Genomic DNA, 26,116 nt, shown 5'->3' on the forward strand with positions numbered 1-26,116 from the left:
TTTTAATGGCTTAGTATTACGTGTTAAAAGGTGAAAGGCACTGTTGTTTGGTGACAGCCTTTGACAGAAGGTGACATTTTAAAAAAGAAAAGCATTTATAACAGAGCGATTGAGGGTTTAATTTGACGACGTTGTCACAATTAACGTTGGTTCAAAACCGATAAGACATGCTGTAAACGTGATAAGGCTGAACGGTCTTCGAGGATAGACTGCTGGATCTCGGAATCTAATTGGATGATTGAGAACACTTCAAAACTGAATGCCAGTGCTGATTTGTCGGCCCATTCAGGAGACTCTAAACGTTTCACAACACTTGGGTCACCGCCACTAAAAGCGATTAAACGATGAATAATTTTATCCTTTATAACGTCTGCTTCTAATTCGTCTTGTTCATTTAACACCGTATCTAAATAAGGGCGACAGCGACCAATTTTAAACGGCAGTACCTGAGTTTCTTCAACGAGTTCTAAGCGACGATCAATGTATACATTAACCAATAGACGACCGTCATCAGTCGTACTCACCAATTCGCACAGACCAGCACTAAAAATGGCACAGGGTTTGTAAGTATCATGGTTGCGATTGAGCGGTTCTACCTTATTAGATAGTGGCTTTACTTCATGAATGATTTTTTCGGTATGACAGATAGCTAACGGCATTCGTGTATCGATGCATTGTTGCACCATTGCGCGGTACCTTGGCTCAAATACGTGCAAAGGAAAGACCATACCGGGAAACACCACGCTATCGGGTATGGGAAACAGGGCGATTTCTTCTAGGTTATCAGTAGTCATGTATTTGTTACGTTTCGTCCTGAGTTTTGGATGCATGACAGGCTAAATCAACTAACCGATTTGCATAACCCCATTCGTTGTCATACCAAGCCACTATTTTTATAAAGTGATCAGTGAGTGCGATGCAAGCATTAGCATCAAAAATGGCACTGTGGGGGTCATGAATAAAGTCGCTGCTGACGACGAGATCTTCAGTGTAAGCCAAAATACCCTCTAACTCGTTTTGGCTGGCACGCAACATCTCTTGTTTAATGTCGTTCAAAAACGGCGGGCTGGGTTAAGTGTACGGTTAAATCGACCACGGACACATCGGTGGTTGGTACACGAAAGGCCATACCAGTGAGTTTACCATTAAGTTCAGGGATAACTTTGCCAACCGCTTTGGCTGCACCGGTTGAACTTGGAATAATGTTATTGCCCATGGAGCGTGCACCGCGCCAATCATCTTCAATGGCGCCATCGACAGTGCGTTGTGACGCTGTTGCCGCATGTACGGTTGTCATTAGACCCTCTTTAATCCCCCATTTGTCATTAAGTACTTTTGCAACGGGCGCTAAACAGTTGGTGGTGCAACTGGCGTTGGATATAACCGTTTGTTCTGCTTTGTACAAATGGTGGTTAACACCCATGACATACATGGGTGCGTCACTAGAGGGGGCACTAATCACGGTTTTTTTTGCGCCCGCTTGGATATGGCCACTGGCGAGTTGCAAGGTCGTAAATTTACCTGTGCACTCTAATACCACATCACATTGGTGTTCGCCCCAGTAACATGATGGTGGGTTTGCTTCGTGGCTGATATTAATGGTTTCGTTATTGACTAATAAAAATTTTTCTTTTGAATGAATTTCTTGACGAAGTTGACCATGGGTTGAATCAAAGCGCAGTAAGTAGGCCATGTATTCACTGCTCATAAGATCATTAATAGCCACGACTTTGACATCGTCTCTTTCTAGGCAGGCGCGTAATGCCAATCGTCCAATTCGGCCAAAGCCGTTGATCCCAATTCTGATCGCCATAATAACCTCAAGATATTTTTCTATTAAAGATGAGTATAGATGCCATAGCTTAATCTGTTTGTATGCTGACGGAAGTAAATGAAAATTAAGATAAAAGCGTGAGTGACGCGTCGATTTTTTAACAACAAAAATTTATCTTATGCATAAAAAAGGCCAAAAAAATAATTAATTTTTTTTGGCCTGTTATGTGTAAGAAAGAAAAAATAACGATAAAATCGGCTTAGCTTGTCTAAACAAAAGTCCAAAATAGCGATTTCTGTTCTATTTCTTTTCAGGTGCATTGTTATACTGAAATCACAATAAATATAAAAACTATAATCAGCCTGAGGGGGTCCCATGCAACGAATGGGAATTTCTGCTGTATCCGCTTTACTCTTATTATCCACTTCTCATTCTGCATTTGCTGAGTGGGGGCTGAATATGACGGAGGGTGTTACTAAGCTAAGTCAAAACGTTCATGGTTTGCACATGACGATATTTTATATCTGTGTGGCCATCGCTGTAGTGGTATTTGGCGTTATGCTTTATAGCATTATTTACCATCGCAAAAGTCGTGGCGCGCAAGCGGCTAATTTTCATGAAAGCACAACTGTCGAAATTCTCTGGACCATTATCCCTTTAATTATTTTGGTGGTGATGGCGATACCAGCAACACAAACTTTAATTGATATGTACGACACTGAAGATGCTGAAATTGATATTCAAGTGACGGGGTATCAATGGAAGTGGCGATATACTTATCTAAATGAAGACGTGGATTTCTTTTCGATTCTGTCAACACCACAAGAACAAATCGACAATACCGAAGCCAAAGGCGAGCATTATTTACTTGAAGTAGATAACCCATTGGTGGTGCCCATTGATACAAAGATTCGTTTTTTACTGACCGCTAAAGATGTTATTCACTCATGGTGGGTGCCCGATCTTGCGGTAAAAAAAGACACCATTCCAGGCTTTATTAATGAGTCATGGGCTGTGATTGATAAACCCGGTATTTATCGCGGCCAATGCACCGAGCTATGCGGCAAAGGCCATGGTTTTATGCCGATTGTAGTAAAAGCCGTATCAAAAGATGAATACAACATCTGGATAACCGAGCAAGCCACGTTACAAGCTGCGGCTCGTGAAGTGAAAGACATGAGCTTTGATGAGCTTATGGTTCAGGGTGAAAAAGTTTACAAAAGTAATTGTGCGGCTTGTCACCAAGTTAATGGTAGTGGTATGCCACCAGTCTTCCCTGCGCTTAAGGGCAGTAAGGTTGCTTTGGGGGATATTACGGGTCATATCGATATTGTATTGAACGGCAAAAAAGGCACATCGATGTCAGCATTTGCTGAGCAGCTTAGTGTCAGTGATGTTGCTGCGGTGGTTACCTATGAGCGAAATGCTTGGGGTAATGATAAAGGCGATATGGCAACACCGAAGCAAGTGAAACAACAAAAAGAATCTGGGAAATAGGAGGTCATTATGTCGCACGCCATAGAATCAGCAGACCATCACCACGGCCCAGATAAAGGTATTTTACGCTGGGTATACACCACCAATCATAAAGATATTGGCACCATGTATTTATTACTGGCGCTCAGTTCATTATTGATTGGCGGTACCATGGCCTTCGTGATTCGTGCTGAATTATTTCAGCCGGGTTTACAGTTGGTCGACCCTAACTTTTTTAATCAGATGACCACCATGCATGGCTTGATCATGGTATTTGGTGCCATCATGCCCGCATTTGTAGGCTTGGCAAATTGGCTAGTGCCTATGATGATAGGTGCGCCTGACATGGCGCTGCCTAGAATCAACAACTGGTCATTTTGGTTGTTGCCATTTGCGTTCGGTATGTTGCTTTGTACCTTATTTATGGATGGCGGCGCACCAAACTTTGGCTGGACTTTTTATGCGCCACTTTCTACCAGTTATGCACCGCCCAGTGTCACCTTCTTTATCTTTAGTGTTCATATTATGGGGATTAGCTCCATCATGGGTGCGGTGAATGTCATCGTGACCATATTTAATATGCGTGCGCCGGGTATGACCTTTATGAAGATGCCATTGTTTGTTTGGACTTGGTTAATAACGGCGTTTTTATTAATCGCCGTTATGCCGGTACTGGCAGGTGTAGTGACGATGATGCTAATGGATATCCATTTTGGCACGTCATTTTTTGATGCCGCTGGTGGTGGTGACCCTGTGTTATTTCAGCATGTATTTTGGTTTTTTGGTCACCCTGAAGTTTACATTATGATTTTGCCAGCCTTTGGTATTGTCTCTCATATTATTTCGACGTTCAGTCGCAAGCCATTATTTGGATACACCTCAATGGTGTGGGCAACAGCCTCTATCGCGGTGCTAAGCTTTATTGTATGGGCCCACCATATGTTCACAGTGGGTATTCCGTTAGTGGGGGAGCTGTTCTTTATGTACAGCACCATGCTAATTGCGGTACCAACGGGGGTGAAGGTATTCAATTGGGTCACCACTATGTTCCGTGGTTCCATGACATTTGAAACCCCCATGTTATTTGCCATTGCGTTTGTGGTGCTGTTTACCATTGGTGGCCTAAGTGGATTGATGCTGGCCATTGCCCCTGCGGATTTTCAGTATCACGACACCTATTTTGTCGTGGCGCACTTCCATTATGTATTAGTACCAGGGGCGTTGTTTAGTATTTTGGCGGCGGTGTATTACTGGCTACCTAAATGGTGTGGCCGCATGTACAGCGAAACATTAGGCAAGTGGCATTTTTGGTTAAGTTTCATTGGGGTGAATATTACGTTTTTCCCGATGCACTTTGTGGGGCTAGCAGGCATGCCACGCCGTATCCCAGATTATGCTCTACAGTTTGCTGATTTTAACGCCATAGTGTCTGTGGGTGCGTTTATCTTTGGCCTTAGCCAATTAATATTTGTTTATAACATTTGGCGCACCACCATTGGTGGTAAAGGTGAAAAAGCCACTGACAAGGTTTGGGACGAACCAACTGGGTTAGAGTGGGAAATTCCAAGCCCTGCGCCCTACCATACCTTTCAAGAACCACCCGTTGTGAAGTAATAGGAAGGCTAATATGAAAAAAATGTCACCATGGAAGCTGTCACTCATCCCCGTGTTTATGTTTGGGTTTGGGTTTGCCATGGTGCCTTTGTACGATATTTTCTGTGATGTAACGGGCTTGAATGGTAAAAGTTTTCAAGTGTTTGAAGGGGATAAAAATTCATTAATTAATGATGACGGCGTGCAAACAGCAAAACTACAAATGTTAGCCGATGCCGATAGCCGAGATTTATGGCAATTCAAACCAGAGAATAAAACCATGGTGTTGCAGGCGGGTAAGCTAATGACCACCTACTATGAATTAACCAACCCTTATGATTATCCCGTTACCATTCAAGCAGTGCCCAGTGTGGCACCGGGCGAATGGGCTGAGTATTTAGTGAAAATAGAGTGCTTTTGTTTTACCCAACAAGTTATACCGGCGAAGTCAAAAATGAAGCTACCGTTACAGGTAACTTTAAGTGCCAAAGCTCCCAAGGAAGTGAATCACTTATCGCTTTCTTATCGACTTTATCAAAGTGAATCCCTAGGAGGTACATTTTGAACACACCTAAGTATTATGTTCCAGCGCGTAGCCATTGGCCAATATTTGGTGCCGTGGCCGTTTTTTTAACCCTGTTTTCTATGGCATCTATTATCCATGAAAGCAGCCAAGGGCATGTGGGCACAACTTCAGTTGTCATGGCCGTGGTTGCTGGTTTTTTAATGTTGTACATGTTGTTTGGTTGGTTTGGCGAAGTGGTAAATGAAGGCTTACGAGGCTTGAATAGCGATCAATTAAAGCGTTCTTTTCGGTTTAGCATGGGTTGGTTTATCTTTTCTGAAGTGATGTTTTTCGGCGCATTTTTTGGTGCATTGTTTTATGCCCGCATGTTTGCAGTGCCTTGGCTGGGTGGTGAAGGTGCTAAAGGTGAAGCCAATATGCTCTGGGAAGGTTTCACTGCTCATTGGCCACTGCTTAAAACCCCCGATATGAACGCATACCCTGGTGCAATGGGTGTGATTGACGCATGGAAATTGCCTTTCTTAAATACCGTATTATTAATCGTATCGAGTGTGACGTTAACATTGGCTCACCACTGTTTACGCGCTAAAAACAAAATCGGCACATTACGCTGGATAGCGGCAACCTTAGTACTGGGTGTTGCGTTTATGTGCGTGCAGATTTATGAGTATGGCCATGCAATAAATGACTTAAATTTAACGCTTAGCAGCGGTATTTATGGCTCAACCTTTTTTATGCTGACAGGTTTTCATGGTGCCCATGTAACACTGGGTGGCATTATGATTTTTGTGATGTATTGGCGCGTTAAGAGTGATCATTTTACGCCAGATGACCATTTCGGCTTTGAAGCCGCAGCATGGTACTGGCATTTTGTGGATGTGGTCTGGTTGATCCTGTTCACGTTTGTATATGTTTTTTAAGTAATTGAATACGAAGGCGAAAGCCTTCGTGTATTAATAATATAAAAACTTAAGAGTAGTGATTTAGAAAAAAGAATAGGCCAATCAAAATAAGGGTGCAGGCCGCAAATATGACTCGATATTTTAAACCTTTAAATGTTTTCTCTGAGCTTTTTGGTGCGGTAATTAAGTGAAATAAACCGTAAAACAATGCAGCAATACTGAATAATAAAAATAACAGGATGAGAGCCTTAAGCATGACGAATCCTTCTATTGTGAACGTGGACCGGAATTGGCACTTTGTAATCAAGCCACTTTATAGTTTTATTATGTTGTTGGGTATTGCTATTTGTTTAAGTGCGGCCGTTTGGCAGTATCAAAAATCTATTTTTTATCAAGCCCCTGTCGCTCAGACTTTGCACATGCATGGGCAGTTCTTAAATGAATATACGCATTATCTTGATAATCAAACATTTAACGGCAAGCCTGGCTACGCGGTTATTACTCCATTTGAATATGAAAATACTATTTATTTAGTTAATCGAGGTTTTGTAGCGTATGAGCGCAGAGACCTATTGCCTAATGTTAAAGTGGTACCTAGTACCGTACAAATAGAGGGTTATCTCAAAGCAAATCATAAGCCTTTGTTGCTGAATAATTCCTTACAAGACCCTATCTCTAAGCGAATCCAATTTATTGATGAAAAATACTTTTCAGCCCAATTAGAACAAGACGTTTCGCACGAAGTTTTTATGCTTCAAGAGGGTGATGGCCAATTGTTAATACAGCCAAGAAAATCTGCCTATTTAAGTCATCATCGTCATCAAGGTTATGCCATTCAATGGCTTCTTTTAGGTGTGTGCGGAGTTGTTATTTTGTTATTGGCCAGTGTAAAGCGAGGAAAAAAACATGCGTAGGCTTCCTTTAATAATAATGCTAATGGTTTTGGTTGCGCCGTTTGCTGTATCACTTGTGTTATTAGATGGTAAAAAAAATATAGCAGACAAGGCCCGGGGAGAGTGGTTAGAGAACACATACTATGTGGATGAATCACAGAGTCGGCACTGGCAAGTATTGTGGCGTGAACAAGATTGTCAGCCTAATTGTGATGCTTGGTTTAATGTATTACAGCGCTTAAAAATGGCATTAGGAAAAAACCAAGATAAGGTTGTTTTGGAAAGCACCCAACTAACCAGTCTTAAAGAAATGGGCGATGGCTTATTTATCGCTAACCCAAAGGGCTTGGTTTTATTGTCTTATCAAGCGAGTGATGATGGTGCATATAAGTTATTAAAAGACTTAAAAGTGCTGCTGAAACACAGTGGATAATTCACTCATAATAATAAAAAGTGAGGTCGGAATGCGTCGCTTTGCATTAATTAATATCGGTATGACGTTGCTGGTTATTACCTTGGGCGCACTAACACGTTTGTTAGATGCTGGCTTAGGTTGCCCAGATTGGCCGGTATGTTATGGCCATGCTTTTCCTGTTTCTAATGAAGCCGCACAGGCGTTTACCCAATGGCAGTTCGATTCAGGTAAAGCCTGGATGGAAATGATTCATCGTTATGTCGCAAGCTTATTAGGTTTAAGTATTTTAATTCAGGCGTGTTTGATTTGGCCTCGATATCTTGGCGCGGTACGCTGGCTTGCCGTGTTTTTATGTGGCTGGGTTGTATTACAAGGTCTGTTTGGTATGTGGACCGTGACGTTACGTCTGTGGCCGCCGGTGGTCAGTGCGCACTTGTTAGGAGGGGCCGTGACATTGGGTGCTCAATTTTTAATTTGGCGCGTGATGAAAAGCAATACAGAGCCGAAATGGAATTCTGTATGGAGCGCTTTTGCATTAGTTGTGTTTTTACAAATGGCGCTAGGCGCTTGGACATCCAGTCAATATGCGGGTCTTGCTTGTCCTGACTTTCCAACGTGCCAAGGACGTATGTGGGTTGACATTACCCCTGATGTTTTTCACGCCCCAATGGTAGAAGGTGACGAATACCTTGGTGGTATCGGCTCAAACCAACAGCGAATGGGTATTCAATGGCTGCATCGTTTAGGTGCGTTAGCGGTTGTATTGATGTTTGTTTATTTAGCGCTTAAACATTCTCAGCAGCGACGCTCATTGTATATTTGTTTAGCAATATTAAGCGCACAAATTGCATTGGGCATTTTGAATGCGGTGTTGTTATTACCACTGAGTTTGGCGCTGCTCCACAACACATTTGCTATGTTTTTATGGATGAGTGCACTAGATGGATTAACTCGTCCTGTCATAGAAAAAGAACCAGAAGAAACAGCACAAGAGCTATTGGCTTAGCATTACAACAATAAGAAGGTGGAGCATGGAAAAGATAAATGTTTGGCAGGACCGTGCTAAATACTCAGCCACAATTAAAGATTATTTTGCGCTTACAAAATTTAAAGTCGTTGCCGTTATGTTGTTCACCGTGATGGTGGGTTTCTTATTGGCAAGTGATATGAATATTCAATTTTTAAAATTGCTGTATACGTTAGTGGGTGTTGGCGCGTGCGCAATGAGTGGCGCTGTTTTGAATCATTTGGTTGATCGCTATCGTGATACCCAGATGCAACGTACAAAGCGCCGTCCAGTGGCGACGGGTAAAGTCAGTGCTGAATCGGCCTTTGTATTTTCGATGGCATTGCTCCTGTTTGGAGCCGTACTTTTATATTGGCAACTGAACTTACTGACCTCAATTCTATCTGTCGCATCAATGTTTGCTTATGGTGTGATTTACAGTTTATGGCTTAAGCCTGCCACGCCGCAAAATATTACGGTTGGAGGCTTGGCCGGCGCGATGCCGCCATTACTGGGTTATTGCGCTGTCACTGGGCAAGTGGGGCCTGAGGCGTTGCTTTGGGTATTGATTATTTTCACTTGGACGCCACCTCACTTTTGGGCGCTGGCTATTTATAAACGAGACGATTATGCCAAGGCGGGTGTGCCTATGCTGCCTGTGACCCATGGTATTGAATTTACTGCGTTTCAGGCCTGGCTGTATTGTTTGTTGTTGTGTGTTGTCAGTATTGGGCCTGTGTTATTGGGCACGCAAGGCTTGGTGTATTTGACCATTGTGACGTATATAAACGCTCGATTTACATGGCTGACGTACCGTATGTGGTGCAATCCAAGTGATCCAAATGCTAGGCGGACATTCCGTTATTCAATCATATATATTTTATGGTTATTTGCGGCGCTGTTATTGGATCATTATGTGCAGTTGATTGCATTTTAATGGTCTATTAGCCAATATTTAGACAGATAAGCTGGGCAGAAATGGAGGAGATAAAGCCTGTTTAATGCAGTAACTCAAAAGCTTTATTTAAATTAAATCGAGCGAGGGTATTCCCAAGATGTACGCTTTACTGAACAAGAACAACCAACCAAATTAGGGGAAGGTTATGTATTTGCAACACATGTTCGGATTAATGTATCACCCACGAGCAGAATGGGACTCCATAAAACGGGAGGACCACTCCCTTGGTCATATTTATTTAACGCACTTGCTATTTTTGGCGGCGTTACCGCCTTTTGCACTGCTCGTTGGCACGACCCAATTTGGGTGGAGTTTTGTTGGTAAAGAATTTTATTATTTGAGCTTTGAATCAGCATTGCCCTTAGCAGGGGCGTTTTATGTCGCACTGCTCGCGGGGATGTTTTTTATCGCGTATACAACCTACTGGATGGAGCGAACGTTTGGTGCGGAAGCAAGTCTGGAGCGCTGCCTTTTATTCACCACCTTTACATCTACACCCATGTTTCTTTCTGGTCTTATCGGCTTTATACCGATTTTATGGTTGGATGTATTCGTCGTGATGGCGGCTGTATCGTATACCGTATATTTGTTATATGCCGGTGTGCCAATTTTTATGAATATTCCCGAAGAGCGCGGCTTTATATTTGCCACGTCTATTTTGACGGTTGGCCTTTGTGGCCTAGTAGGCATGATGGCCGCTACCGTCATTATTTGGGGAATGGGGTTTGCCCCGCAGATTATGCTTAGCCAATAAGTTATTAGTGATTCAACCCGTGCAAAGCCCGAGTTATCTCGGGCTTTTTTTCGGACTATTTTTGTTCTTCAGTTTTTTCTTTTAATAATCGCTCTCTTTTTGCTTGATATCCTTCATTATCATTTTTTAAAAGATCGTCACGTTTTGTCTTGTATTGGTCATAATCCTCTATTTCATCACACTCGTACATCCCTGTTTTTTCATAGCATTTTTCATGTTTCATTGTGTTGTATACGGCCTGTTTTGAGCAGCCCATAAGTACCGTTAAGCTAAGCAGTAAAAGTATGCGAATCATGACGCGAGTCTCCTTATGTGATGAGAGGTTTTTCTTAGTTCTTATAAAAATCCAACTACACTATATATAAGAAGTGAGAGGGATGTGAAGATAAATGGATGAAAACACTACAGACTTTATGGATCTCAAGCTTAGCCCTGGGCAGTTGTTTCAACTAGAGTTTGACAGTTATAACACGGATCGAGACAAATCCGTTTTGATCGGTTATAGACGTAATGTCTCTGTATTGGTCACCATGCCTCCTGGACGAGGTGTCAAAATTGGCGACAAAGTGAATGTCCGTTTTTTTTATGGTCGCATGAGCAGCGCGTGTGCCTTTCGATCGGAAGTGATTCATCCGACCAAATTGCCGTTTCCGCATATCCACTTAAAAATGCCAGATAAGGTGATGATCGGAGAGGTACGTCAAAATGTGCGGGCGGATGTTCAGGTGGTATCTCGAGTGCAATTTATAGTCGGTAACGACACTCAGAATACCACGGCTAAAATTGTCGATTTAAGCCTCAATGGCGCACGCATTTTAGGCCGTAAGTTTGAGTTTACATCGGGAGACGAGATATTGCTGATCTTTACGATTAACGTAACTGAAATTGAATATGAAATTACGGTTCAAGCTAAGGTGCGCTCAATGAACCCAATTGATAAGGGGTTTGCGGCGGGACTACAGTTCCACGATCTGCCGCCCAACGACAAAATTGCACTGCAAGCCTTTGTGTTGACCCATATCCATGATTTATGACCCAACCTCCCATCATTACAGGCCCAAACACTGTGTTTGCCAGTTTCCAGATGGGTCATAAACAGGTATAATTTGCGACCTATTTTTTGCTCTTTAACACAGGATTCGCCATGCGCTGTCCGTTCTGCGGTGAACAAGATACAAAAGTGATCGATTCGCGCTTAGTGGCCGAAGGTGAACAAGTTCGCCGTCGTCGCCAATGCCAAGCCTGTGATGAGCGTTATACCACTTTTGAATCCGCCGAATTACTGATGCCTAAATTGGTTAAAACCAATGGCACCCGTGTTCCTTTCGATGAGCAAAAGCTCCGTGCTGGTATGCAGCGCGCGCTAGAAAAGCGGCCTGTCAGTGTTGAAGACATTGAAGCCTCCATATTGCACATCATGGCTAAACTGCGCGCCACTGGCGAGCGGGAAGTCAAAAGCCGCTTAGTCGGCGAACTTGTCATGGACGAGCTACGCAAGCTCGACCAAGTAGCTTATGTGCGTTTTGCCTCTGTGTATCGTAAATTCCAAGATATTGATGAATTCCGCCAGGAAATTGATCGTATCCGTCATGACAGCCGTAAGAATGATGCGCAATTAGATATACTGGCCGATGATCCAGAGCTTGCCCCATGAGCCATACTCAATATATGACGCGAGCGATAAATCTCGCTAAGCAAGGCCTATACACAGCGAGCCCAAATCCAAGGGTTGGTTGTGTCATCGTCAAAGATGGCGAGATTATTGGTGAAGGCTACCACCGCAAAGCCGGTGAAGGGCATGCTGAAGTTAATGCACTTGCTATGGCAGGAGACAATGCCAAAGGCGCCACGGCATATGTGACGCTTGAGCCATGCAGTCACTTCGGGCGTACGCCTCCTTGCAGTGATGGGTTAATAAGTGCTGGCATTCGCCATGTGGTGTGTGCCATGAAAGACCCAAACCCACAAGTGAGTGGTCAAGGCTTTGCTAAGCTGATTGCAGCCGGTATCGATGTGACATTGGGTATTTTAGAAGAACAAGCCCGTGCACTGAACCCAGGTTTTATTAAGCGTATGGAAAGCGGTATGCCGTTTGTACGTTTGAAAATGGCCTCAAGTTTAGATGGCCGAACCGCGATGAAAAGCGGCGAGAGCCAATGGATAACCGGCGCGGCCGCGCGCCAAGATGTACAGCGATTACGTGCACGCAGCTCAGCCATTATTACCGGTATCGAAAGCATTAAGTCAGATGATTCATCTTTAACCGTGCGCGCAGACGAGTTAGGCCTAGACGCTGATTTTGCAAATGAAATTGCGGCTAAGCAGCCCTTAAGAGTGGTGTTGGATAGCCAAGGGCAAATTCATAAAGATGCCAAAATCCTGCAACAAGCGGGCACCACAATTGTTGCCGTACGTCATGGTGTGCAATTGCATGGCAACATTGAGACCCTAGCTTTGAATCATAATGAAGCCGGTTTGGATCTTAAAGCGTTGTTAAAAGAATTAGCGTTGCGCCAATGTAATGAAGTCTTGATCGAAACTGGTGCCACATTAGCGGGTGAATTTGTGCGTCAGGGTTTGGTTGATGAAATGATCTTGTACATGGCCCCTTGTTTTATGGGCAGTGATGCACGGCCTCTTTTAAGTTGGCCAATCGACACCATGGCAGATAAACAAAATGTAATCATTTTAGATAACCGCTGCGTGGGGCAAGACATTCGCCTAACACTCGGTTTTGCAACAAAAGGCGATTAGTGTGTTTACAGGCATTATTGAAGCCAAAGGAAAAGTGTTAGCCAAGCAGGTGCAAGGCGGCGACTTAAAGGTAAGCATTGAAAGTGCGCAACTAGATTTAACCGATGTAAAACTCGGTGACAGCATTGCGGTTAATGGCGTGTGTTTAACCGTGATTAGCCTGCAAGCGCAAGGATTCAGTGCGGATATCAGCAATGAAACATTAGCTTATACCCGCTGGCGCGAGATTAATCTTGGCGATGCGGTAAATTTAGAAAAAGCATTAACGCCTACCACACGCTTAGGTGGGCACTTGGTCAGCGGTCATGTGGATGGTATTGGTCAAGTCATAGAGCGTCGTGAAGATGCGCGCTCTATTCGTTTCACCGTACAAGCGCCAACGGAATTGGCACGTTACATTGCTCATAAAGGCTCCATCACAGTCGATGGCGTTAGTCTTACTGTTAATGCAGTTAATGGCGATGTATTTGAATTAAATATTGTGCCTCATACTGCAAAAGAAACCACCTTATATGGTTATGGCCCAGGGCAGAAAGTACATTTAGAAGTGGACTTAATTGCCCGCTATTTAGAGCGTTTAATCTCAGGGCAAGCACAACCACAGCAATCGAATTTAAGTGCCGGCTTTTTAGCTGAACACGGCTTCGTTTAAACCGTTTATATACTTGAGAGTGTGATCATGGCGTTAAATAGTATCGAAGAAATTATTGCCGACATGCGTGACGGCAAAATGGTTATCTTGATGGATGATGAAGACCGTGAAAACGAAGGTGATATTATTGTCGCCGCTGAAAAAGTCACGCCAGAAATCATTAACTTTATGGCCAGTAAGGCGCGAGGTTTGATCTGCTTAACCTTAACACCTGAGCGTTGTGACTATTTAGGTTTACCTGCCATGGTTGCCGGTAACGGTGCAAAATTTTCGACACCGTTTACCGTATCGATCGAAGCGGCAGAAGGTGTGACCACGGGTATTAGTGCTGCGGATCGTGCGGTAACCGTGCAAGCGGCGGTTAACCCAATGAGTAAACCAGATGCGATTGTACAGCCTGGGCATATTTTCCCACTACGTGCACAAGCTGCAGGTGTATTAGCACGTGCAGGCCACACTGAAGCGGGCTGTGATTTGGCTCGTTTAGCGGGTTTACAACCAGCAAGCTGTATCGTTGAAATCATGAACGAAGACGGCACCATGGCGCGTCGACCTGAACTGGAAGAGTTCGCGCAAGAGCACGGTTTGAAAATTGGCACCATCGCCGATTTAATTCAATACCGCATGGCCAACGAACAAACCATTGAAAAGCTTAGCACGGATAAAATTCAAACCGCGCATGGTGAATTTGACTTGCACGTTTACCGCGACACCATTAACGGTGACTCTCATTTGGCTATTTCAAAGGGTGATGTGAAAAATGCGCAAGCCCCATTGATTCGTGTGCAAGCGGCTGAAACGTTACGCGATGTGCTTGGTGCCATGATGCCTAGCAGTGAAAGTTGGTCATTAAGTAATGCGCTTGAAGCCATCGCAAAAGATGAAGCTGGAGCACTGGTTATGCTTAATGCTGGCGAGCGTGAAGATATTCTGGCCTCGGTTGAAACTTTCTTTGGTCGTCAAAAACCACTGCGTACAACCGATGTTGATAGCTCGGGTGCGTATGTCACCATTGGAACCGGCTCACAAATTTTACGAGATCTGGGCGTGACAAAAATGCGTTTGTTAAGCAGCCCAATGAAATTTACCGGTATCTCTGGCTTTAATTTAGAAGTGGCTGAATACATCCCTTGTAAAAATTAGTCGTCAGAAAATTGAATTTAAATTTATAAAATTTTTTAAAGGTACACATATGAAAACAATTGCAGGAAGCTTTACTCCAATGGAAGCCAAGTTTGCCATTGTGCAAACCACTTGGAACGAATTTGTTGTCGACAAATTAGTGGATGGCGCCGTGCGTGGTTTAACACGTCATGGCGTTAGCGAAGATAACATCACACTGATTCATTGCCCTGGCGCATTTGAAGTGCCACTTGTAGTTAAAAAATTAGCAGAAAGCGGTAAGTACGACGCTGTTATTGCGTTAGGTGCTGTTATCCGTGGTTCAACCCCACACTTTGATTACGTGGCGGGTGAGGCGGCTAAAGGTTTAGGTCAGATCGCATTGAACACCGGTATTCCGGTTTCTTTCGGCATTCTAACTGTAGACACAATCGAACAAGCCATTGAGCGCGCCGGTACAAAAGCGGGCAACAAAGGTGAAGAATCTGCGCTTAGCGCCTACGAAATGGTCAGTCTGCTTAAGCAGCTGGAGGCTTAATGAGCGACAACCCGATCTCAAGAAAAGACAACGACAGCGGCCGCCCGAATCCGGGTGCCCGTCGTAAAGCACGACATTATGCAATGCAGGCGTTATATCAATGGGATATGGCCGGCGCGAGCCTAAATAGAATCGAAGCTGAGTTCTTAATTGATAACGACATGACACATGTTGATACAGAATACTTCCGTGATATTTTACGCGGTGTGCCTAACAGTCTTAGCGAACTAGATGAAATGCTAAGCCCGTGCTTAAGCCGAGGCATTGAAGAAGTAACCCCTGTTGAAAAAGCCATTTTAAGATTAGCCGCATTCGAATTAGCTCATCGCATCGATGTGCCGTATCGTGTGGTCATAAACGAAAGTGTTGAGCTATCGAAAAAGTTTGGTGCCACAGAAAGCCATAAGTTCATTAATGGCGCGTTAGATAAACTTGCACAGCGTGTGCGAGTCGTTGAAATAAAAAAATAAGAATATGACTCTTGTTGCTGTGAGCAGCAGGGGTACCCCCTGAAAAGTGAGAGGCCACGGTGAACGAATTTCAGCTGATAAAGCAGTTTTTTCAACAACCGGATCTCGCTTTTGAAAATGCCTATCTTCGCCAAGGAATCGGTGATGATTGCGCATCCTTTAATATCCCAAACACACATGATTTACACATTTCGATAGATACCTTAGTTGAAGGTGTCCACTTCCCCTCTCTTGCCAATCCGTTTGATATTGCAACTCGCGCATTAGCCGTGAGCATCAGTGATCTTGCCGCTATGGCAGCAACACCGATTGGGTTTACCCTTGCCATTACGCTTCCTAAAAAAGATGAAGTATGGTTAAAACAATTTAGTGATGGTTTAACCCAAGCCGCGCAGTTTTATCAATGCCCGCTGATCGGTGGTGATACCACAAAAGGCCCAAGCCTAGTGATTAGCTTACAGGTTCATGGGTTAACAGAATCCGGCTCAGGTTTAAAACGCAGTGGAGCCATCATTGGTGACAAAGTGTATGTCAGTCATACTCTGGGCGATGGAGCAGGGGCCTTGCCTTTAGTGCTAAAAGATCCAACGCTAAATACAGGTTTAGCAAAGCAGTTTTATATGCCAGTTGCGCAGATTGATTTTGCACAAAAAATTAAAAACTATGCATCAAGTTGTCTTGATGTTAGTGATGGCTTGATCCAAGACTTAAATCATATTTGTCGGGCTAGTCATATAGGTATGAATATAGACCCCAACCTTATTCCATTGTCGCAATTATTAATTAAAACTTATGGTCACGAGCAAGCGTTGCAATATGCGTTAAGCGGCGGCGATGATTACCAGTTAGCGTATACCGCGCAGCATTGTGATAGCGGAATTTGTATAGGGGATGTAATAAAGGGCGTTAGTGCTGATGTTATGGGTATGAAATTAGACGTTAGGGGTTTCCAGCATTTTGAGTAGGCGCTTCTTTCGCTTTTGGTGATTTGGGCATAACAAGATTCACTGAGGTAGGTAATTTAGCTTACCGTGTTGTATTAGCCGTGTCAGAACGGTTGCTCTGCCTTTAGTGCCATAAATCACTTGTGCTTATTTATAGGTCATAGCCCCGCAACAACCTGTAATTCAAAGTCGGTGGTGTAGTCGCCTTTTCCAGGGTGGTACATTAAGAATAAAAAAAGGCACTAAACTCAAAATAATTAAGTGACTTGTGTTAGTAGATAGCTAAGATTGTGTTTTTACTGATTCAGTAGCTGTATTTACATTGCAAATCAGTTCATTCAGCTCATTTCAGTTTAATTACAAAATAGCGTTGACAGAAAAGCTCACATGCGTAGAATGCGCCACCTCGACAAGGCAAGCCGATTACTTAATCGAAACTAAATTGTTGATTTTGAAAGAAAAAAACAGTTTCAAAGCGTTTTTAAAACAACTTGAAACAAACTTTCAAAAAGAGGTTGACGCAAGTGATTATCACTGTAGAATGCGCGCCTCGCTTGAGTTAAGTCCTTCGGGAATTAAGTTAAGCGCCTTGATTTAAGGTCTTGTTTTTAAAAACAAAATTACAAATTAAGGTTGACATAGAGATGCGGTTCTGTAGAATACGCGCCTCGCTTCGAGAGAAGCACTGCACTAGCCCAGCTAGAGAAGCAGATAAGAAATGGCCAGTCCGAGCGACGGTCACGATCTTTAAAAACGAATTCAGACAATTCGTGTGGGTACTTACCGAGAGTCGAGATGTACAGCTTCTTAGGAAGCAAAAGACTTTTCAAGTAAGTATTTACACTGTCAAATTTATTTAACAGTAGTATTTAATACTTGAGCACATCTTAGGATGTAAAATTTTTAAACTGAAGAGTTTGATCATGGCTCAGATTGAACGCTGGCGGCAGGCTTAACACATGCAAGTCGAGCGGAAACGAAGATAGCTTGCTATCAGGCGTCGAGCGGCGGACGGGTGAGTAACGCGTAGGAACCTACCTAATAGTTTGGGATAGCCCAGAGAAATTTGGATTAATACCGGATACGCCCTACGGGGGAAAGCAGGGGATCTTCGGACCTTGCGCTATTAGATGGGCCTGCGTGAGATTAGCTAGTTGGTGAGGTAATGGCTCACCAAGGCGACGATCTCTAGCTGGTCTGAGAGGATGATCAGCCACACTGGAACTGAGACACGGTCCAGACTCCTACGGGAGGCAGCAGTGGGGAATATTGCACAATGGGCGCAAGCCTGATGCAGCCATGCCGCGTGTGTGAAGAAGGCTCTAGGGTTGTAAAGCACTTTCAGTCGGGAGGAAAGCTTGTAGCTTAATACGCTACAAGTGTGACGTTACCGACAGAAGAAGCACCGGCTAACTCCGTGCCAGCAGCCGCGGTAATACGGAGGGTGCAAGCGTTAATCGGAATTACTGGGCGTAAAGCGTACGTAGGTGGTTTGTTAAGTTGGATGTGAAAGCCCAGGGCTCAACCTTGGAACTGCATTCAAAACTGGCGAACTAGAGTATGGTAGAGGTGAGTGGAATTTCCTGTGTAGCGGTGAAATGCGTAGAGATGGGAAGGAACATCAGTGGCGAAGGCGACTCACTGGACCAATACTGACACTGAGGTACGAAAGCGTGGGTAGCAAACAGGATTAGATACCCTGGTAGTCCACGCCGTAAACGATGTCTACTAGCCGTTGGGGTCCTTGAGACTTTAGTGGCGCAGCTAACGCACTAAGTAGACCGCCTGGGGAGTACGGTCGCAAGATTAAAACTCAAATGAATTGACGGGGGCCCGCACAAGCGGTGGAGCATGTGGTTTAATTCGAAGCAACGCGAAGAACCTTACCTACTCTTGACATCCACAGAACTTTTGAGAGATCAATTGGTGCCTTCGGGAACTGTGAGACAGGTGCTGCATGGCTGTCGTCAGCTCGTGTTGTGAAATGTTGGGTTAAGTCCCGTAACGAGCGCAACCCTTGTCCTTAGTTACTAACATTAAGTTGAGAACTCTAAGGAGACTGCCGGTGACAAACCGGAGGAAGGCGGGGACGACGTCAAGTCATCATGGCCCTTACGAGTAGGGCTACACACGTGCTACAATGGCCAGTACAAAGGGTTGCCAAGCCGCGAGGTGGAGCTAATCCCAGAAAGCTGGTCGTAGTCCGGATCGGAGTCTGCAACTCGACTCCGTGAAGTCGGAATCGCTAGTAATCGTGAATCAGAATGTCACGGTGAATACGTTCCCGGGCCTTGTACACACCGCCCGTCACACCATGGGAGTGGGTTGCTCCAGAAGTAGATAGCTTAACCCTTCGGGGAGGGCGTTTACCACGGAGTGATTCATGACTGGGGTGAAGTCGTAACAAGGTAGCCCTAGGGGAACCTGGGGCTGGATCACCTCCTTAAACGATAACATCCGCTCTCGGTTAAGTGCTCACACGAATTGTTTGAATGAAATCTTGAATGCCTTAATTGGTATTTGAGGTTTTGTTTTGCTCTTTAAAAATACGGATAAATTTTCTCTCAAGAATTAAAACTGAGTCAGCTTGCTGATTTAGGATTAATGATTGAAACGTTCTCATTGTTCTTCCTAGCCGAATGAATGATGAAAACACCAAAGTAACAATCAAGCGCGATCCGGAGAACGAAAGTTCTTATCAAGTGCGAAAACACTTAAAAATATATCGTAATGTTGTTTGATGATCTTAAATTTTCGATTTCTTTATCAAAAGTGGGGATTGAGAAAGTTTTGGGTTATATAGTCAAGCGACTAAGCGTACACGGTGGATGCCTTGGCAACTAGAGGCGATGAAAGACGTTGTAGCCTGCGATAAGCTACGGTGAGGTGGCAAACAACCTTTGACCCGTAGATCTCTGAATGGGGAAACCCACTGCTCCGGCAGTATCTTTAACTGAATACATAGGTTAAAGAGGCAAACGTAGGGAACTGAAACATCTAAGTACCTATAGGAAAAGAAATCAAATGAGATTCCCTTAGTAGCGGCGAGCGAACGGGGAGTAGCCCTTAAGCTGCATTGTAGATAAGAGAAGGCCCTGGAAAGTGCCGCCATAGTGGGTGATAGCCCCGTATCTGAAATCTTATATGTAGTGAAATCGAGTAGGTCGGGACACGTGATATCCTGACTGAATATGGGGGGACCATCCTCCAAGGCTAAATACTCCTAGTTGACCGATAGTGAACCAGTACCGTGAGGGAAAGGCGAAAAGAACCCCGGTGAGGGGAGTGAAATAGAACCTGAAACCGTGTACGTACAAGCAGTGGGAGCAGACTTGTTCTGTGACTGCGTACCTTTTGTATAATGGGTCAGCGACTTATTGTCAGTAGCAAGGTTAACCGTTTAGGGGAGCCGTAGGGAAACCGAGTCTTAATAGGGCGTTTAGTTGCTGGCAATAGACCCGAAACCCGGCGATCTATCCATGAGCAGGTTGAAGGTTGAGTAACATCAACTGGAGGACCGAACCCACTGTCGTTGAAAAGCCAGGGGATGACTTGTGGATCGGAGTGAAAGGCTAATCAAGCCGGGAGATAGCTGGTTCTCCTCGAAATCTATTTAGGTAGAGCGTCACGTATTACCCACGGGGGTAGAGCACTGTTAAGGCTAGGGGGTCATCCCGACTTACCAACCCTTTGCAAACTCCGAATACCGTGGAGTACAGCGTGGCAGACACACTGCGGGTGCTAACGTCCGTAGTGAAAAGGGAAACAACCCAGACCGTCAGCTAAGGTCCCAAAGTTATGGTTAAGTGGGAAACGATGTGGGAAGGCCCAGACAGCTAGGAGGTTGGCTTAGAAGCAGCCATCCTTTAAAGAAAGCGTAATAGCTCACTAGTCGAGTCGGCCTGCGCGGAAGATTTAACGGGGCTCAAACCATACACCGAAGCTACGGGTTCATCGAATGATGAGCGGTAGAGGAGCGTTGTGTAAGCCGTCGAAGGTGAACTGAGAAGTTTGCTGGAGGTATCACAAGTGCGAATGCTGACATGAGTAACGATAAGGGGGGTGAAAAACCTCCCCGCCGGAAGACTAAGGGTTCCTGTCCAATGCTAATCAGGGCAGGGTTAGTCGGCCCCTAAGGCGAGGCTGAGAAGCGTAGTCGATGGGAAACGGGTTAATATTCCCGTACTTGTAATTACTGCGATGGGGGGACGGAGAAGGCTAATCGAGCCAGGCGTTGGTTGTCCTGGTTTAAGGTTGTAGGCTGAATGTTTAGGCAAATCCGGACATTCTTAAGGCTGAGAACTGATGACGGTGAATCCACGGATTCCGAAGTCGATGATGCCATGCTTCCAAGAAAAGCCTCTAAGCTTCAGGTAATTACGAACCGTACTCTAAACCGACACAGGTGGTCAGGTAGAGAATACCAAGGCGCTTGAGAGAACTCGGGTGAAGGAACTAGGCAAAATGGTACCGTAACTTCGGGAGAAGGTACGCCCTGGACTGTGATCAGACTTGCTCTGTGAGCGGTTCGGGGTCGAAGATACTAGGTGGCTGCGACTGTTTATTAAAAACACAGCACTCTGCAAACACGAAAGTGGACGTATAGGGTGTGACGCCTGCCCGGTGCCGGAAGGTTAATTGATGGGGTTAGCTTCGGCGAAGCTCTTGATCGAAGCCCCGGTAAACGGCGGCCGTAACTATAACGGTCCTAAGGTAGCGAAATTCCTTGTCGGGTAAGTTCCGACCTGCACGAATGGCGTAACGACGGCCACACTGTCTCCACCCGAGACTCAGTGAAATTGAAATCGCAGTGAAGATGCTGCGTACCCGCGGCTAGACGGAAAGACCCCGTGAACCTTTACTATAGCTTCACAGTGGACTTTGATATTACTTGTGTAGGATAGCTGGGAGGCTTTGAAGCGTGATCGCTAGATTGCGTGGAGCCAATCTTGAAATACCAGCCTGGTAATATTGAGGTTCTAACTCAGGTCCATTATCTGGATCGAGGACACTGTGTGGTGGGTAGTTTGACTGGGGCGGTCTCCTCCCAAAGAGTAACGGAGGAGCACGAAGGTTGGCTAAGCATGGTCGGAAATCATGCGGTTAGTGTAATGGCACAAGCCAGCTTAACTGCGAGACAGACACGTCGAGCAGGTACGAAAGTAGGTCATAGTGATCCGGTGGTTCTGTATGGAAGGGCCATCGCTCAACGGATAAAAGGTACTCCGGGGATAACAGGCTGATACCGCCCAAGAGTTCACATCGACGGCGGTGTTTGGCACCTCGATGTCGGCTCATCACATCCTGGGGCTGAAGCCGGTCCCAAGGGTATGGCTGTTCGCCATTTAAAGTGGTACGCGAGCTGGGTTTAGAACGTCGTGAGACAGTTCGGTCCCTATCTGCCGTGGGCGTTTGAGATTTGAGAAAAGTTGCTCCTAGTACGAGAGGACCGGAGTGAACGAACCTCTGGTGTTCCGGTTGTCATGCCAATGGCATTGCCGGGTAGCTATGTTCGGACAGGATAACCGCTGAAAGCATCTAAGCGGGAAGCCCCTTTCAAGATGAGATCTCACTAACACTTCGAGTGTTCTGTAGGGCCGTTGAAGACTACAACGTTGATAGGCTGGGTGTGGAAGCGTTGTGAGGCGTTGAGCTAACCAGTACTAATTGCCCGTGAGGCTTGACTATATAACGCCAAAACTGATCTAAAAACTTCAGTACGATATTAAGATCGCACAACTTGATTGCTACAACGTGTTTAAAACAAAGAACGAAGAAAATTTATCCAAAGCATTTGGAAAGCCGTTTGAACAAACGTCTATCCGAACCAGTTTGCTTGACGACAATAGAGCGTTGGAACCACCTGATCCCTTCCCGAACTCAGTAGTGAAACGATGCATCGCCGATGGTAGTGTGGGGTCTCCCCATGTGAGAGTAGGTCATCGTCAAGCTTTAAACACTAAAATCCCTGATGCTTGCGCATCGGGGATTTTTTTTGCCTGTCTGAAAGTCCTTCACACTGACGTTACTGAATTATTAGATTCATTATTATCGTTATACTCGCTGTGTCTTTGTTTTTATATTGACCAACGTCGTGCAGTCATAATTTATTTTTAAGTTTAGATAAAGTGACTAGATAAATTGCTGACGTATTCGGTTTAAGTGTAATCATATTTTTTCGCGTGAGAAAATCTGTGTTAAATATCTAGTGATGGATAACCTTTATGTTTTTTAATCGTTTTTTTTTCGATTTATTTTTGGTCGTCTTGATATAGCTTCTGTTTGGTCTGACCAATAAGTTATGCTCTTTTAGATAATAAAAAAACGCATCACGGCCAAGTTTAATACTGCCGTTTTCAATTTTGGTTTTATTAACCAATAGAGCTTTTTATGCCTATGTGAGGTATAAATCTGCGCAGCTCTAAAACTATTGCTTTAACGGGTATTAATTCAATGGTTCTGGCTTTATCACGCTTTTGTTGTTGATAAATAGACTGACGGCTAATACCAAGAAGGAGACTGTAGAATGAACTTGCTTTCTTTTGGAGGTGTTTTGCTCCTTGGCTATAAGCTTTGTTCGTAAGCTAGTTCCATGTTCGGTATAAAAAATATCGATGAGAAATCAATTTCTTGCTCGCTCATCTCTAAGCTTTTTCTCAAGGCGCTTGATTATAGGATGGGACAAAAAAACAAAAAAAGCCCAGCTAAAATAGCTGGGCTTTTTATTAAAAAATTAAGCTTATTACTTATTTTTCCATGTTAGCGAGCAGCCTTGAGCGCCTAAAGAGTTTCGCTAGCTCATCATGGCCTTTTTTGGTTTGTGCAACTTGAGAGCGCTATAGTGCATAGGCAATAAAAAGCCCAGCTAAATAGCTGAGCTTTTTATTAGAAAATTAAGCGGTTACTTATTTTTCCATGTTAGCGAGCAGCCTTGGGCGCATAAAGAGTTTCGCTAGCTCATCATGGCCTTTTTTGGCTTGTGCAACTTGAGAGCGCCATAGTGCTTTTATAGCTCTATAGGCAATAAAAAGCCCAGCTAAATAGCTGGGCTTTTTATTAGAAAATTAAGCGGTTACTTATTTTTCCATGTTAGCGATTTCTTTCGCTAGCTCATCATGGCCTTTTTTGGCTTGAAACTTCTGCCATAGAGCCTTCTCGTTGTTCATAGACGTCTTAAGGGCTGTTTCGTGGATAAGGCCTGCTGCTTTATCATCTAAACCAACTAGTACGTATAGCGTACCGTTAGGGCTGGTTTTAGACTTGTACATACGAGTACCAACAAGCGTTTCGTTCGTGATCTGCTTAGTAACAGAAGTGTTCACTTTATCAACGGTTTCGCTATCGCCAACACCTGTGGTTTCAGCAAATTGCTTAACCATGTTTTGTACTTGTACTTTCATCATTTGTGCAAGTTGTACACGGGCAGCAGCGGTTGCTTGTTGCTTCATGAAGTTCATACCTGCGCCAGACTTGTCAGCACTGCCCACAGCCGATACTTCTAAACCAGGAACTGGCTCATCACATACCCAGCCAGGAGCGGCCGTTTGTGGTGCGTCAGGGAAGGTGCAATCAAGTGCAACTTGTTTCTCACCGCCACCAAAGCAGGCAGTTAGAGATAGGGTTAAGGCACTGATGCCAATAATACGAGTTAGGGCCATCTTCTTCTCCTTGAAGGATTTGTTTTAAGACGCTGTAACCTTAACCAATAACGGAGAATCTCGCCATAGTTTACCGTTAAAATTTACGTAAAAATGTGAAGATTGTGGGGTATGTATAGGCTTTTCTGCAACTGAGTGATGAGTTGACTAAGTGCTTACGCAATAGATATAAAAGAGGTTGAATTAAATAGGACGAATGTTAGAAATGCCGCCTTGCAAAGGCGGCGGGTATTAAGGTTCGTTATGCAGGGCGGTTATGATACATGCTCCTCTTCGCTAGATGCTTCATTCGAAGTTTTGTCTGCTTTATTTTTCTCAACTAGGCGGCCAAAGAATATGCCTACTTCGAATAATAAATACATAGGCAAAGCTAAAATGGTTTGGCTAATGACATCTGGCGGCGTCACGAGCATGCCGATAACGAAGCAACCTACAAAAATATAAGGGCGCTTACCGCTTAGGCTGGCAACGGATGTAATGCCGGTCATGATCAATAAGATGGTTGCGATGGGGATTTCGAATGCAATACCAAAGGCAAAGAACATTTTAAGAATGAAATTTAAAATATTATTAATGTCAGGTAAAAAGTTGACGCCTTCGGGTCCTACTGCGGTAAAAAAGCCAAAAGCCAGTGGCAGTACCACAAAATAAGCGAACGCAATGCCCACATAAAATAGCACAATGCTGCTTAACAGCAGTGGGATGGCAAATCGCTTTTCGTGTTTATACATGCCTGGTGCAATGAATGACCATACTTGATGCAAAATAAACGGAATGGCAATAAATACAGCGGCAAACAGAGTCAGTTTGAACGGCACCAAAAAGGGTGATGCGACGCCTGTGGCAATCATACTGCTACCTTGCGGCAGTAGAATTTCCAGTGGTTTTGATACCCATAAATACAGTTCATTGGAGAAACTATAAAGACCAACAAAGACCACTAGTATTAATAGCAATGCTTTGAGTAATCGATTACGCAATTCGATTAAATGTGCAATTAATGGCTGTTGTTGCTGCAGTTGTTCCATTTCAGCGTTGCTTTTTTTCGCCATTACGCATCCCCTTTTTTATCATGAGTGGCATTTGCATCATCTGCGTTAGGCGCAATGCGGTTCTCATCTAGGGGTTGTGTCTGCGGAAAGTCTTCATGATCTTGTGCTTGCTGCTCTTGGGCTAATTGCAGGGCTTGTTCTTCTGGACTCATGAAGCTGTGCTGAGCGTCTTTGAGTTTTTCTTGCAGCTCTTGAGCGCGTACTTCGCGTTCAATTTCTTGCTGAATCCCACTCATTGTGCGCCGAGCCCGGCCAAGTAATAGCCCTACCGTACGGGCAGCTTTAGGCAGTCGCTCAGGGCCTAATATAATCAGACCCAGCACGCCTACGACTAATAACTCAGCAAAACCAATATCAAACATAATAACTTCTTATGGGGTGTGTTTATTTGGTTTTGTCTTCTTGTTTCGCTTTTTCAGAAAACTGAGCATCTTGCTTTGTGTTTTCTAATTTTTCAGCGTCTTGTTTTTTTTCATCTTCGCCTAGGGCTTTTTTGAAGCCTTTTACTGCACCGCCCAAATCACCGCCCAATGTGCGTAATTTTTTAGTGCCGAAGATTAAAATTACCACAACCAAGATAATCAATAACTGCCAAACGCTAATGCCACCGAACATGTTGTTCTCCTATG

Annotated in this window: 24 protein-coding genes, 3 rRNA genes and 1 pseudogene; 20 read left to right on the top strand and 8 right to left on the bottom strand. The window is 44.3% G+C overall.

Going from position 1 to position 26,116, the window contains the following annotated elements; translation table 11 throughout:
* Positions 1 to 140 precede the first annotated feature (140 nt).
* Positions 141 to 794 carry an LON peptidase substrate-binding domain-containing protein gene (locus ACU6U9_RS07775; protein ID WP_446734468.1) on the bottom strand — a complete coding sequence of 218 codons (654 nt, stop codon included), beginning with the start codon at positions 792 to 794 and terminating at the stop codon, positions 141 to 143.
* Between the two features lie 7 nt (positions 795 to 801).
* Positions 802 to 1,813: pseudogene (gap, locus tag ACU6U9_RS07780) on the bottom strand (type I glyceraldehyde-3-phosphate dehydrogenase).
* 345 nt (positions 1,814 to 2,158) lie between these two features.
* Here gap and coxB point away from each other — a divergent pair.
* The 4 genes from coxB to ACU6U9_RS07800 are packed head-to-tail and all read left to right on the top strand — an operon-like array spanning position 2,159 to position 6,289.
* Positions 2,159 to 3,271 carry a cytochrome c oxidase subunit II gene (coxB, locus tag ACU6U9_RS07785; protein ID WP_446735072.1) on the top strand — a complete coding sequence of 371 codons (1,113 nt, stop codon included), beginning with the start codon at positions 2,159 to 2,161 and terminating at the stop codon, positions 3,269 to 3,271.
* 9 nt (positions 3,272 to 3,280) lie between these two features.
* Positions 3,281 to 4,864, top strand: a complete 1,584-nt coding sequence (gene ctaD, locus ACU6U9_RS07790; RefSeq protein WP_446734469.1) for a cytochrome c oxidase subunit I — start codon at positions 3,281 to 3,283, stop codon at positions 4,862 to 4,864.
* Positions 4,865 to 4,877: 13 nt separating this feature from the next.
* Positions 4,878 to 5,408 (top strand): cytochrome c oxidase assembly protein, encoded by a 531-nt coding sequence (locus ACU6U9_RS07795; protein ID WP_446734470.1) that lies wholly within the window; start codon positions 4,878 to 4,880, stop codon positions 5,406 to 5,408.
* Positions 5,402 to 6,289: a cytochrome c oxidase subunit 3 gene (locus ACU6U9_RS07800; protein WP_446735073.1), complete on the top strand. Its 888-nt coding sequence runs from the start codon at positions 5,402 to 5,404 to the stop codon at positions 6,287 to 6,289. The genes ACU6U9_RS07795 and ACU6U9_RS07800 overlap by 7 nt, the downstream gene beginning before the upstream one ends.
* A 49-nt stretch (positions 6,290 to 6,338) precedes the next feature.
* Here ACU6U9_RS07800 and ACU6U9_RS07805 read toward each other — a convergent pair whose 3' ends face one another.
* Entirely contained in the window at positions 6,339 to 6,527 is a 189-nt protein-coding gene (locus ACU6U9_RS07805) for a DUF2909 family protein (RefSeq protein ID WP_446734471.1), read from the bottom strand.
* Here ACU6U9_RS07805 and ACU6U9_RS07810 point away from each other — a divergent pair.
* The 5 genes from ACU6U9_RS07810 (at position 6,526) to ACU6U9_RS07830 (ending at position 10,297) form a co-directional block, all read left to right on the top strand.
* Positions 6,526 to 7,185 (top strand): SURF1 family protein, encoded by a 660-nt coding sequence (locus ACU6U9_RS07810; protein WP_446734472.1) that lies wholly within the window; start codon positions 6,526 to 6,528, stop codon positions 7,183 to 7,185. The genes ACU6U9_RS07805 and ACU6U9_RS07810 overlap by 2 nt on opposite strands.
* On the top strand, positions 7,178 to 7,597 hold the full coding sequence (locus ACU6U9_RS07815; RefSeq protein ID WP_446734473.1) for a hypothetical protein: 420 nt from the start codon (positions 7,178 to 7,180) through the stop codon (positions 7,595 to 7,597). The genes ACU6U9_RS07810 and ACU6U9_RS07815 overlap by 8 nt, the downstream gene beginning before the upstream one ends.
* Positions 7,598 to 7,628: 31 nt before the next feature.
* Complete coding sequence (locus ACU6U9_RS07820; RefSeq protein ID WP_446734474.1) at positions 7,629 to 8,585, top strand: COX15/CtaA family protein; 957 nt, start codon at positions 7,629 to 7,631, stop codon at positions 8,583 to 8,585.
* A gap of 25 nt (positions 8,586 to 8,610) precedes the next feature.
* Complete coding sequence (gene cyoE / locus ACU6U9_RS07825) at positions 8,611 to 9,522, top strand: heme o synthase (protein ID WP_446734475.1); 912 nt, start codon at positions 8,611 to 8,613, stop codon at positions 9,520 to 9,522.
* Positions 9,523 to 9,688: 166 nt separating this feature from the next.
* Complete coding sequence (locus ACU6U9_RS07830) at positions 9,689 to 10,297, top strand: Yip1 family protein (RefSeq protein ID WP_446734476.1); 609 nt, start codon at positions 9,689 to 9,691, stop codon at positions 10,295 to 10,297.
* A 55-nt stretch (positions 10,298 to 10,352) separates the two neighbouring features.
* On the opposite strand, the gene ACU6U9_RS07835 is transcribed toward ACU6U9_RS07830, so the two are convergent.
* Positions 10,353 to 10,592: a hypothetical protein gene (locus ACU6U9_RS07835; RefSeq protein WP_446734477.1), complete on the bottom strand. Its 240-nt coding sequence runs from the start codon at positions 10,590 to 10,592 to the stop codon at positions 10,353 to 10,355.
* Positions 10,593 to 10,686: 94 nt separating this feature from the next.
* On the opposite strand from ACU6U9_RS07835, the gene ACU6U9_RS07840 reads away from it, so the two are divergent.
* The 11 genes from ACU6U9_RS07840 to rrf all read left to right on the top strand — a co-directional run bounded on the left by ACU6U9_RS07840 (position 10,687) and on the right by rrf (position 22,728).
* A complete protein-coding gene (locus ACU6U9_RS07840; protein WP_446734478.1) occupies positions 10,687 to 11,331 on the top strand; it encodes a flagellar brake protein in 645 nt (214 codons plus the stop codon).
* Positions 11,332 to 11,441: 110 nt separating this feature from the next.
* The gene (gene nrdR, locus ACU6U9_RS07845) at positions 11,442 to 11,951 is read left to right on the top strand and encodes a transcriptional regulator NrdR (RefSeq protein WP_446734479.1); all 510 of its coding nucleotides are present in this window, start codon (positions 11,442 to 11,444) and stop codon (positions 11,949 to 11,951) included.
* Positions 11,948 to 13,051: a bifunctional diaminohydroxyphosphoribosylaminopyrimidine deaminase/5-amino-6-(5-phosphoribosylamino)uracil reductase RibD gene (ribD, locus tag ACU6U9_RS07850; protein WP_446734480.1), complete on the top strand. Its 1,104-nt coding sequence runs from the start codon at positions 11,948 to 11,950 to the stop codon at positions 13,049 to 13,051. Before nrdR ends, ribD begins: the two co-directional genes overlap by 4 nt.
* 1 nt (position 13,052) lies before the next feature.
* On the top strand, positions 13,053 to 13,703 hold the full coding sequence (locus tag ACU6U9_RS07855; protein WP_446734481.1) for a riboflavin synthase: 651 nt from the start codon (positions 13,053 to 13,055) through the stop codon (positions 13,701 to 13,703).
* A 27-nt stretch (positions 13,704 to 13,730) separates the two neighbouring features.
* On the top strand, positions 13,731 to 14,846 hold the full coding sequence (gene ribBA / locus ACU6U9_RS07860; protein ID WP_446734482.1) for a bifunctional 3,4-dihydroxy-2-butanone-4-phosphate synthase/GTP cyclohydrolase II: 1,116 nt from the start codon (positions 13,731 to 13,733) through the stop codon (positions 14,844 to 14,846).
* 49 nt (positions 14,847 to 14,895) lie between these two features.
* Positions 14,896 to 15,363: a 6,7-dimethyl-8-ribityllumazine synthase gene (ribH, locus tag ACU6U9_RS07865; RefSeq protein ID WP_446734483.1), complete on the top strand. Its 468-nt coding sequence runs from the start codon at positions 14,896 to 14,898 to the stop codon at positions 15,361 to 15,363.
* Entirely contained in the window at positions 15,363 to 15,833 is a 471-nt protein-coding gene (gene nusB / locus ACU6U9_RS07870) for a transcription antitermination factor NusB (RefSeq protein ID WP_446734484.1), read from the top strand. The genes ribH and nusB overlap by 1 nt, the downstream gene beginning before the upstream one ends.
* A gap of 59 nt (positions 15,834 to 15,892) precedes the next feature.
* Complete coding sequence (thiL, locus tag ACU6U9_RS07875; RefSeq protein WP_446734485.1) at positions 15,893 to 16,798, top strand: thiamine-phosphate kinase; 906 nt, start codon at positions 15,893 to 15,895, stop codon at positions 16,796 to 16,798.
* 884 nt (positions 16,799 to 17,682) lie between these two features.
* Positions 17,683 to 19,223 (top strand): 16S ribosomal RNA (locus ACU6U9_RS07880).
* Between the two features lie 355 nt (positions 19,224 to 19,578).
* A 23S ribosomal RNA gene (locus ACU6U9_RS07885) occupies positions 19,579 to 22,465 on the top strand.
* A 147-nt stretch (positions 22,466 to 22,612) separates the two neighbouring features.
* Positions 22,613 to 22,728: ribosomal RNA gene (rrf, locus tag ACU6U9_RS07890) — 5S ribosomal RNA — on the top strand.
* The 16S, 23S and 5S rRNA genes sit together here, the layout of an rRNA operon.
* Before the next feature lie 1,125 nt (positions 22,729 to 23,853).
* On the opposite strand, the gene ACU6U9_RS07895 is transcribed toward rrf, so the two are convergent.
* The 4 genes from ACU6U9_RS07895 to tatA form a co-directional block, all read right to left on the bottom strand.
* Positions 23,854 to 24,435, bottom strand: a complete 582-nt coding sequence (locus tag ACU6U9_RS07895; RefSeq protein ID WP_446734486.1) for an LPP20 family lipoprotein — start codon at positions 24,433 to 24,435, stop codon at positions 23,854 to 23,856.
* Between the two features lie 254 nt (positions 24,436 to 24,689).
* Positions 24,690 to 25,487 carry a twin-arginine translocase subunit TatC gene (tatC, locus tag ACU6U9_RS07900; RefSeq protein WP_446734487.1) on the bottom strand — a complete coding sequence of 266 codons (798 nt, stop codon included), beginning with the start codon at positions 25,485 to 25,487 and terminating at the stop codon, positions 24,690 to 24,692.
* On the bottom strand, positions 25,487 to 25,849 hold the full coding sequence (tatB, locus tag ACU6U9_RS07905) for a Sec-independent protein translocase protein TatB (protein WP_446734488.1): 363 nt from the start codon (positions 25,847 to 25,849) through the stop codon (positions 25,487 to 25,489). Before tatB ends, tatC begins: the two co-directional genes overlap by 1 nt.
* Before the next feature lie 22 nt (positions 25,850 to 25,871).
* Complete coding sequence (gene tatA / locus ACU6U9_RS07910) at positions 25,872 to 26,102, bottom strand: Sec-independent protein translocase subunit TatA (RefSeq protein WP_446734489.1); 231 nt, start codon at positions 26,100 to 26,102, stop codon at positions 25,872 to 25,874.
* Positions 26,103 to 26,116: the final 14 nt, after the last annotated feature.

It is taken from the genome of Pseudomonas sp. HK3, from assembly GCF_052920985.1.